Source organism: Actinomycetota bacterium (assembly GCA_035765775.1).
Taxonomy (GTDB): Bacteria; Actinomycetota; CADDZG01; order JAHWKV01; family JAOPZY01; genus DASTWV01.
Map to the genome: position 1 here is coordinate 189753 of DASTWV010000021.1, position 6396 is coordinate 196148.

Consider the following 6396-nt stretch of genomic DNA (forward strand, 5'->3'; position numbering starts at 1 on the left):
ATCACGCCGGTCTGTACACGGCGCTCCGGCCCCCCCTTTGAGGACCGTCAAGCCACCGCGCCCGGGAACCTACGGAGGGAACTGCTGGTGCTGCAGGATGCATGACCTGGGCGGTGCCCTCAGCGGGCAACTCTATCACGGACGCCGTGTGCAAAGCCCGCGCAGAGTTCTCGTCTGAACTCGGTCGATCCGGACGGCAAATGAGCGTGGGAACCGGACGAATCGATCGGGGCCGGGAGGCTCCGGCCCCGAGGGTGGGCGGCGCCAGGCGGGTACAATCGCGTCGGGCTGACCGGAGTCCTCCCTGAGCCAGGCAGGCTCCAATCCGGCCCCCGGCCGGAGACGAATAGCTCATGCGCAAGCACACCGACTCCCAGGACGAGGATCGGTCCCTCCTCCGCAAGGTCGCCAACGGCGACGAGGCGGCATTTGCGGAGTTGTACGACCGCTACGCGCCTTCGGCGTTCGGTCTGGCGTGCAAGATCTGTAATAACCGGGCGCTGGCGGAGGACGTCGTGCAAGAGGCCTTTGTCTCGATATGGCAGCGGGCGGCTCGCTTCGACCCCGAGCGGGGGAGCGCCGCGTCCTACCTCATGGCTGCGGTCCACAACAAGGCGGTCGATGCCGTGCGCCACGAGGAGTCGCTCCGGCGCCGGGAGGAGGGCGTCGGCGACCTGCCCACCGAGACCGGCGCCGATGACGTCGTCGAGGCTGCCTGGCTGGGCGTCCGGCGCACCGAGGTGCGCGCCGCGGTGGCCAAGCTGTCCCCGATCCAGCGCGAGGCGCTCGAGCTGGCCTACTTCGAGGGCCTGACCTACAGCGAGGTGGCCGACAAGCTCGGCATCCCGCTGGGCACAGCCAAGACCCGGCTGCGCGACGGCATGATCCGCCTGCGCGGCCTCCTGCCCAACCTGAGCTCAGGAGAACCCTTATGACCCACGACGAGCTCCGTGAGCTGGTGCCGGTCTATGCCCTCGACGCCCTGGATGCCGCCGAGGAGCTAGAGGTGCGGCGCCACGTCGAGACCTGCGACGCATGCCGGGCCACGCTGGAGGACACCCAGGTGGCTTCTGGGGCGCTGGCCCTGGCCGCTTCCCCGGTTGCCCCGCCGCCTGCGCTGCGCGACCGGGTCCTCCAGGCGGCGCGGTCGAGTCCCCAGGCCGGGGCGGTCGTCTCGCACTCGGCCCCGCGCGAGCACCGGCTGTGGCGCTGGGTGACCGCCACCGTGGCGGTGGCCGCGGTGGTCGTCGCCATCGGCTTCGGGGTGGTCGAGGACCGCCACCTGCACACCGCCAACCGGGAGGTGGCGGCGCAGCGGGCGTTCATCTCCTCCTACATCAGCTCTCCGGTGGCCACCGCCATCCCGATGGTTGCGGCCGGCAGCGAGCTGCACGCATCGGCCCAGGTGTACGTGTCCGCCAGCGGGAAGTCGGCGGGTCTGGTGGCCACCGGGCTGACCAGTCCGGGCACCAAGGTCTACCAGGTGTGGCTGATCGTGGACAACCAGCCGTCCCCGGTGGCGGCCTTCCGGCCGGACGCCGGCGGGGTGGCCCTGGTGCCGATCTCGGCCGACCTCTCGTCGATGCAGGGCATGGCGGTCACGCTCGAGGCCCGGGCGGGCAACAAGGCGCCCAAGGGGCCGAAGGTGCTGCAGTCTGCCTGATCGCGTTCCGGCCGGGTCCGTGCGCATCGGGGTCATCTCCGACACCCACATCCCGTCCCGGGCCTCCGGGATCCCGGCCGAGGCCCTGGAGCGCTTCGCCGGCGTCGAGTTGATCCTGCACGCCGGCGACATCAGTGTCGCCCGGGCGCTCGACGAGCTGCGGGCGGTGGCGCCGGTGCAGGCGGTGGCGGGCAACGTCGAGGACCCCTTCATCGCCTCGACGCTGCCTCCGGAGCTCCGGGTGGCGGTAGGTGGGGTGGAGATCGGCATGGTGCACAACTCGGGGGCCGCCGAAGGCCGCCGGGCGCGCCTGCAGCGGCGGTTCCCGGGCTGCCGGGTGGTGGTTTTCGGGCACTCCCACATGCCGGTGGTCGAGGACCGGGCCGGGCTGCTGCTCCTGAACCCGGGCAGCGCCTGCGATCCCCGGCGGGCGCCGGCCCCGACGGTGGCCATCCTCACGATTGCCGGCGGCGAGCCGTCGGCCGAGCTGGTCGCCCTCAGTGCACGGCGCTCAAGATGAACTGCGCCAGGTTGATCATGCGGGGCTCGCCCAGGCTGCCCGGCCCGATCTCCACGTAGGCGTCGCCGCTCCGGGCGGCGATCACCTCGGTGCCCGCGCTGATCCCCTTGATGGCCGCCTCGCCCACCCCGGGCAGGTCGGTGAAATGGAAGCTGCAGCCGTTGCCGGCGCACGGCCGGGCGCTGAAGGGGACCTGGGTGCTCTCCGTGGTGGCGTACTCGTCGGCGGCGGTCTCGGAGTCGATGGGGTTGGTGCCCACCACCAGGTAGACCTGCTCCATCGCCACCCCGGACGGGACGTTGAAGCTGTACTGGCAGGCCTCGTAGCCCCGGAAGGCGCTGCCGGACTGGGCGTCGGGCGAGGCGTTGACCACCTTGTAGCCCGCCTCCCGGGAGAGATCGTCGATCGAGACCTGGGTGCCGGCCGGCGGGGCAGGGAAGACCCCCTTGGAGTTGGGCGCCTGGCAGTCGAGCGGGTTGGCGCCGCCCGGCGACGAGCCCGGCGCGGGCGGGGGGATCGTCGCCTGCGAGAGGGGCGGCCCCGGGGTGATGATGCCCTGGTTGCTGCCGGTGGCACTGGGGCCGACGCTGCAGGCGGCCAGGAGGCCGAGCGCGGCGGCCGCGGCCGCCATGGCCAGGCCGGTTCTTCGGGGGCGGGGCGTGCGGGTCAGGAGAAGGCCACCCGGGAGAGCCACTTGGTGGGCTCGCCCAGTTCCTCGGGCGTGGGCAGCGCTGCAGCCGACTCCCACAGCTTCGCCAGCTGGCCGGCGGCGGCCACCGCCTTCACGAAGCGCTCGCCCGCCCGGTACTGGGCCGGCTTGAGGTCGATGCCGAGCAGGCCCTCCAGGAGGCGTTCCACCGAGGAGCGCTCCGCCCGTCGCCGGTTGAGGCCCTCCCGGGTGCGGGAGAGCTCCGGCAGGTAGCCGGGGCCGACCTGGTCCATCACCCACTCGACGTAGCCCTCGAGCACCGCCATGAGGGTCTCGATCTCCCGGGCCATCTCCTGCTGGGGCGGGGTGATGAGCATCGGGAGGAGCTCCTCGGGATGGGCGAGGAGGCGCTGCAGGTTCTCCGGGTCGCCGAGGGACTGCAGGCGGGTGGCCGCCTCCGAGGAGTCGATCTCGGCGGCATCGACGAAACGCTCCACCATGGCCACGAAATGGGTGCGCACCCAGGGGATCGAGGAGAACTCGAGCTGGTGGGTGACCTCGTGCAGGGCCAGGTACATCTGGAGCTGGCGGACATCGAGGCCCAGGTCGCCCTGGACGTCGGCGATGTTGGGGATGACGAAGTACAGCTTGGCCAGATCGCCCCGGGGCAGGCAGAGGTCGTACTGGCCCAGCACCTGGCGGGAGAGGAAGCCCACCAAAAAGCCGATCTCGAGGCCCAGGATCAGCGGGCCGAGGGCGCCGAAGATGGCCCCCATCCCGATGCCGGCGGCCGCAGCGGGGTCGATGGGCTCCATCTCGCCCGGGCCGGTGGGCGGGCCGAGTCCGCTGCCCCCGAAGCCGCCCATGGCGCCACCCATGCCTCCCATGCCGCCCATGCCGCCCAGCCCACCGAGGCCGCCGAAGGGCGAGCTGCCCGCTCCGAACTGGCCCCCGAGGCCCTTGGCGAGGCGCTCGACGAAGGGCCTGAAGGCCTCCAGGTTGGCGTTTGCCCAGGCGACCCGGTCCACCAGTTCGACCTTGGAGATGTGGCTCGGCGCCTCGAGCCCGGTGATCTCGGTGACCCGCATCAGGGCGAGGCGGCAGGCCTCCTCATAGGCGGTGAAGTCGTCCCGGCTCGGCCCCGGCCCCGGCCCCCGCCCTGAGGCGACCGACCGGGCGATCTGCCCGGCGATCTCCCAGTTGACCGGCCCGGACTGGGACATGAGGAGCTTCTGCAGTTCCCGGAAAAGCGGGATCTGGGCGAGGGCGGAGGCGATCTCCATGGGGTCGATGTCCACGGCTCCATCGTACTGGCGTGGCTTGTGGGGCCAGGTTCTGGCGCCGGGCGGGAGGTCCCGGGCTTCACTCGTCGGCGGTGGCCGCGACCGTGCACCGCAGGGCAGCGGCGCTGAGCCGCTCGTTGAGCTCGTCGTACGAGAAGGGCTTTCCGAGGCACTCGCAGGCGAGCCGATCCGCCCGAGATTCGGTGTCGTGCTGTCGGGTCAGCAGGACGACCGGGAGGCGGGGGCGCTCTTCTGTGTGCCGGAGTTCTTCCACCAGCCACCATCCGTCGTGGCCGGGGAGTGCCGCATCGATGATGGCCATATCGGCGTGGGCTGTCTCGAGAAGATCGAGACCCTCCTCGGCGTTCGTCACAGCCGAGCAGGTGATCCCCTGCAACTCCAGGAAATAGCAGATCATGCCCGCAATCCCGTCGTCCATCTCGACGACGACCGCTTTGCGCTTCACGATCACGGCGTCTTCCAGTGCACGTCCCCAAGGTACTCGGTGGCAGGAGTCATGCGGAATGACGCCCCAAGGCGGCGGGTCCCCCTGGGGAGGTGGTCGGCACGGGGCCGTCGCCGCGGTTTGGCTGGCGTAGAGCCCAGACTGCGCTCCGCACGGACCGGAAGTGCGATCGGGCCGGACAAGCGTCGAGTGGCAGGCCGGAGGCTATGGGTCCCGTCCTCGGTGCCGGAGCCGAAGTCCGGGCCTGGTGGCGTCAAGAGCGCGTCCGCCCCAATCAGGTGCAGCAGCGGATCCCCGACGGCCTCCGGGAAGATGCTGGACTTTACCTTCCAGCTGACTAGGCATTCCAGGTCATTGCCACAGTCCCCCGTACCACTCCGAAAATGACTAGCTTGCGCTATAGGCAGACTCACCTCACTCGTCCACCATGGCACAGGACTGGACCCAATCCACAGAGGAGTCTTCGCCATGCCCGCCGAGCCGCCCGTGTACCGGAGCCACGACCCGGCTGACGCCCAGCCGCTGCACGCACGCCTCGACCGCCGGGGCATCAGCCTCATCGCCGTCGTCGGCCTCCTGACCGGCCTGCTGTGGGGCGGCGGGACGCCGCTGCCCAGGCAGCCCCGACCGCCGTCGTGCCCGCTGCGGTCCCACCCGCAGCAGTTCAGCACCCGAGCGGCCTGTCAACGACCCAGATGCGCGTCCCGGGGTCGCCCCCGGCCTCGGCACCCACTGCGAGATCAACTCCGCTCAGTGCCTCGGCCCTGCTCGGTAGCCTGCAGCCGCAGGGAACAGTGATGTCCGCCATGGTGGCCGCCTCCGAGACCCAACCCCTGCCCCCGGCGTCAGCTATGCCCACCTCGTCGATGGGGCCGGTGACCCAGTTCCCCCCGCCGCTCACCCCCTCCCCCCGCGCCACCACAACTGCGAGCACCGAAGTCGCCGCGAAGCGCACCGCCAACAGCGACACCTTCGACAACCACAATGGGACAATGACCACGAAGGTGTCCCAGGGGATGAACTATCACACCCCGAGCGGCTACCAGCCGGTCGATTTGACGTTCCACGCCCCGGGTGCGGGGATGAGCGGCGTGAGCGCCATCGAGGACCACTCCGACGTCACCGTCAGTGTCTCGTCCTCAGGCCTGGCCGCCATCGGTCCCGAGGGCACCGGGATGCGCATCCTGACCCCCGGCCTGGCCGGGGTGGCGGGCAGCGTGGCCTCCTCGGTGCTCGGCGGGGTGTCGTGGAAGTTCACCCCCACCGGGGCGGGTCTCGAGGCTGCGACGATGGTCCCGTCCCGCCAGGGCGCCCGGACCTATGCGTTCAACGTCCAGCTCCTGGGCGGGGCCAAGGCATTGAGCGTCGATGCTTCGGGCGACCTGGTCTCCGGTGCCTTCTCGGTCAGCCGGCCGCTGGTGGTGGGCGCCGACGGCGGCATCTACCCCACCGGCGCCTGGGCGGTGTCGGGCTCGACGATCAGCTTCGGCCTGGATGACACCTCGCTTCCCGGTTCGGCCATACCGTACGTCATCGACCCCAACTGGAAGTGGAGCTTCGCCGGCACCGGTGGGGCCAGCTTCGTCAACACCTCGTCCAGCTACGGCAGCGGCGGCTCCACTTCCGTGACGGACGCCAGCTCCTACTTCGCCATCGCCGACAACCGCCAGCCCAACGGTCAGTACGTGATCGCCGATGCCGCCCTGACCTTCGACACCTCCTCGATCCCCACCAACGGCTTCCCGGAGTACGCCAAGATCAACCTGTTCTCGTGCTCGGCGGTGCAGGCCGACGCCAACGAGTCGCTCGTCCTCG

Annotated in this window: 7 protein-coding genes; 4 read left to right on the plus strand and 3 right to left on the minus strand. The window is 70.8% G+C overall.

Features of this window, described 5'->3' with window-relative positions; all coding sequences use genetic code 11:
* The first annotated feature begins 353 nt into the window (after positions 1-353).
* Genes VFW71_04120 through VFW71_04130 form a run of 3 tightly spaced genes read left to right on the plus strand, consistent with a single transcriptional unit; the run spans position 354 to position 2183 of the window.
* Positions 354-935 carry a sigma-70 family RNA polymerase sigma factor gene (locus VFW71_04120; GenBank protein ID HEU5001949.1) on the plus strand — a complete coding sequence of 194 codons (582 nt, stop codon included), beginning with the start codon at positions 354-356 and terminating at the stop codon, positions 933-935.
* The gene (locus VFW71_04125) at positions 932-1663 is read left to right on the plus strand and encodes an anti-sigma factor (protein ID HEU5001950.1); all 732 of its coding nucleotides are present in this window, start codon (positions 932-934) and stop codon (positions 1661-1663) included. The genes VFW71_04120 and VFW71_04125 overlap by 4 nt, the downstream gene beginning before the upstream one ends.
* 19 nt (positions 1664-1682) lie before the next feature.
* Positions 1683-2183: a metallophosphoesterase family protein gene (locus VFW71_04130; GenBank protein HEU5001951.1), complete on the plus strand. Its 501-nt coding sequence runs from the start codon at positions 1683-1685 to the stop codon at positions 2181-2183.
* Here the strand turns inward: VFW71_04130 and VFW71_04135 are convergent.
* The 3 genes from VFW71_04135 to VFW71_04145 form a co-directional block, all read right to left on the minus strand.
* Positions 2161-2814 carry a hypothetical protein gene (locus VFW71_04135; GenBank protein HEU5001952.1) on the minus strand — a complete coding sequence of 218 codons (654 nt, stop codon included), beginning with the start codon at positions 2812-2814 and terminating at the stop codon, positions 2161-2163. The two genes, VFW71_04130 and VFW71_04135, sit on opposite strands and share 23 nt — an antisense overlap.
* 35 nt (positions 2815-2849) lie before the next feature.
* Positions 2850-4130 carry a zinc-dependent metalloprotease gene (locus VFW71_04140; protein ID HEU5001953.1) on the minus strand — a complete coding sequence of 427 codons (1281 nt, stop codon included), beginning with the start codon at positions 4128-4130 and terminating at the stop codon, positions 2850-2852.
* Between the two features lie 64 nt (positions 4131-4194).
* Positions 4195-4581, minus strand: a complete 387-nt coding sequence (locus VFW71_04145; GenBank protein ID HEU5001954.1) for a response regulator — start codon at positions 4579-4581, stop codon at positions 4195-4197.
* Between the two features lie 797 nt (positions 4582-5378).
* On the opposite strand from VFW71_04145, the gene VFW71_04150 reads away from it, so the two are divergent.
* A partial coding sequence (locus VFW71_04150) for a hypothetical protein (protein ID HEU5001955.1) occupies positions 5379-6396 on the plus strand: 1018 nt, incomplete at its 3' end.

Coding starts and splice junctions, on each gene's coding strand:
- VFW71_04120 (HEU5001949.1), top strand. CDS start 354: ATGCGCAAGCACACCGACTCCCAGGACGAGGATCGGTCCCTCCTCCGC.
- VFW71_04125 (HEU5001950.1), top strand. CDS start 932: ATGACCCACGACGAGCTCCGTGAGCTGGTGCCGGTCTATGCCCTCGAC.
- VFW71_04135 (HEU5001952.1), bottom strand. CDS start 2,814: ATGGCGGCCGCGGCCGCCGCGCTCGGCCTCCTGGCCGCCTGCAGCGTC.